Raw genomic sequence first — 1,517 nt, forward strand, 5'->3', positions numbered from 1 at the left:
GGGCCTGCTGTTCACTGGCACGCCGCTGGCCTGGCTGGTGCAGCACGGCGGCGGCTGGCGCACGGGCTATGCCGTGCTGGCAGTGCTCAGCGCGCTGTCGTGGCTGCTGATCTGGCTGCGGGTGCACGAGCCCGCCCCGCTGGTGCCGCCCCCGGCGCAGCGCGAAACCTGGGGCCAGGCGCTGCTAGGCTTTGGCCAACTGCTCACGGTGCCGCACACCTGGGGCATCCTACTGCTGGGCATGTCGGGCTACGCCGCGTTTTTGTCGCTGCGGGGCCTGTGGCTGGCACCGCTGCTGATGGACCGCTACCACCTCACGCTGGTGGACAGCGGCAACGTGGCGCTGGGCCTGTCGTTGATTGCGCTGTTTGCACCCGGTCTGGCGGGCCGACTGGACCCAGGCATTGGCCGCCGCCGGCGATGGATTGGCAACGCCTCGCTGCTGATGGCCGGGCTGTTCGCGCTGCTGGCATTTTTGCGGGTGCACCCTGCCGCCAGCGTGGTGCTGATCCTGCTGATGGGGCTGCTGTCGGGCTACGGCGTGCTGCAGTACGCCGACGTGCGCGCCTCGTACCCGCCCGCACTCACCGGCCGGGCCCTATCGGCCTATACGATGGCAATGTTCCTGGGCGTGGCGCTGATGCAGTGGTTCACCGGCATCGTGGCCACCGGCGCCCTGCACCTGGGCTGGGATGTCCACACGGCCGTCATGCTGGCGATTGCGGCCTGGCTGGCGCTGGCGTCAGTGGCGTTTCGGTTTTTGCCTGTGTCGCCACTGGTTTCTTCGCAAGCATCAGAACCCAGATAGCCTCTAGCGCCCATCTAACAAGCACCAGCAGCTATCAATTTTATTGAACTGCAGGCGGCATCCGCAGCGGAATCGTCACCGGCCCGTCATTCACCAGATGCACCTGCATGTCGGCTGCAAACTGGCCGGTGGCCACCACGGGATGGATCTTGCGCGCCTGGGCCACCAGGTAGTCGTACAGCCGCTGCCCTTCATCGGGTGCCGCCGCTTGGGTGAAGCTGGGGCGGTTGCCGCCGGTGGTGTCTGCCGCCAGCGTGAACTGGCTGACCAGCAGCAGGCCGCCACCGATGTCCTGCACGCTCTGGTTCATCTTGCCTGCGGCGTCCGAAAAGATGCGCAGCTTGAGGATCTTGGCCAGCAGCCTGTCGGCTTCGGCCTCGGTGTCTCCACGCTCCGCACACACCAGCACCAGCAGCCCCGCGCCGATGGCGCCCACGGTCTGCCCGTCCACATCCACACGCGCTTCACGCACACGTTGCAATACGCTGATCACTTCACGGCATCCTTCACATCGTCACGGGGGTCGTCGAAATGCGCCTCCACATCGGTGGGCAGCAGCTCGATGGTGGCACGCAGGCCGGGCACGGCGGTCATCAGCGCGCGCTCGACCTGGCCGCGCAGCTCGGCGGCGTGGCGCAGGGTCCAGTCGGCAGGCATGTGCAGGTGCATGTCCACAAACTGGCGCTGGCCTGCGCGGCGGGTGGAGACA

The 1,517-nt window shown here is 67.4% G+C and carries 3 protein-coding genes; 1 reads left to right on the forward strand and 2 read right to left on the reverse strand.

Annotated features, from left to right (window positions below):
* On the forward strand, positions 1–808 hold an 808-nt coding region (locus tag DBR23_RS07675), incomplete at its 5' end, for an MFS transporter (protein WP_146191273.1).
* Positions 809–848: 40 nt separating this feature from the next.
* On the opposite strand, the gene dtd is transcribed toward DBR23_RS07675, so the two are convergent.
* The gene (gene dtd, locus DBR23_RS07680) at positions 849–1,301 is read right to left on the reverse strand and encodes a D-aminoacyl-tRNA deacylase (protein ID WP_108497837.1); all 453 of its coding nucleotides are present in this window, start codon (positions 1,299–1,301) and stop codon (positions 849–851) included.
* On the reverse strand, positions 1,298–1,517 hold a 220-nt coding region (locus DBR23_RS30370; protein WP_304466202.1), incomplete at its 5' end, for a cation transporter dimerization domain-containing protein. The genes DBR23_RS30370 and dtd, both read right to left, overlap by 4 nt.

Origin of the sequence: Acidovorax sp. HMWF018, assembly GCF_003061035.1 — a bacterium.
GTDB lineage: Bacteria > Pseudomonadota > Gammaproteobacteria > Burkholderiales > Burkholderiaceae_C > Acidovorax > Acidovorax delafieldii.